At 61.8% G+C, this 710-nt stretch carries 1 protein-coding gene and 1 pseudogene; both read right to left on the bottom strand.

All coding sequences use genetic code 11. The annotated features are described in order from the left end of the window. Positions 1 to 280, bottom strand: a pseudogene (locus AX750_RS06180) (IS21 family transposase); the annotation flags it as partial. A 94-nt stretch (positions 281 to 374) separates the two neighbouring features. Beyond that, the coding region (locus tag AX750_RS06175; RefSeq protein WP_197431955.1) for a transposase at positions 375 to 710 on the bottom strand (336 nt) is incomplete at its 5' end.

Here is a 710-nt window from a genome sequence, read left to right as displayed (position 1 = left end):
GCTCGTCACGAAGGCGCTCGAAGATCCGCTTCGCCGTATGACGCTGCTTCACCGGTGATGTCCGATCTGCCTCCAGGATCGCTTCGATCACCGGCAGAAGCGGACCCAGCTTCGGCTTCTCGACCGGCTTCGTGCGTGTGTAGCCCGGCGGCAGCGAGAACCGGCACATCTTAGCAACCGTCTCGCGGCTCAGCCCGAACACGCGAGCCGCTTCCCGCCGGCTCTTCTCCTGGTTGAAAACGAAATCGCGAACCGCCGCGTAAATCTCCACAGCGAACATCCCCGCCAACCCCGAAAGGGGTCAGCCTATCCAGTGGCCGACTTTTACGCCGCCCGCGCCGGCACAAACGCCGGCGCTCCACTGGATGGTTTTCTCACCGCCGTGCACAACGCGCCTGGAGAAGATCGATCTTTCCGCGGCCGTACATCTGGCGTTTGACGAGCTTGAGACGGGTGATCTGGCCTTCTGTCTGACCGTTTGACCAAGTCGAGAGGATTGCTGCTCGCACAGCGGCCTCGTCTCGTCGGACGCCATTGGCCAAGGAGGCGACCAGGCTTTGGGAGGCTCGTTCGATCCAAGATGACAAGGGCTCGGCCCGCTTCATCCTAATCATGGCATGGAAGTCGGCGATGATCTCGCGGGCCTCGACCAATGCCGGCACGCCGTCCTCGATCGCCGCGATCGTAACAGTTTCAGCCTTTGTGAGATT

The sequence above is a fragment of the Methylobacterium sp. CCH7-A2 genome (genome assembly GCF_001557075.1).
GTDB classification, from domain to species: Bacteria; Pseudomonadota; Alphaproteobacteria; order Rhizobiales; family Beijerinckiaceae; genus Allobosea; species Allobosea massiliensis.
Note: the sequence above shows the minus strand (reverse complement) of the source record. Positions and strands in the feature narration are given on the sequence as shown.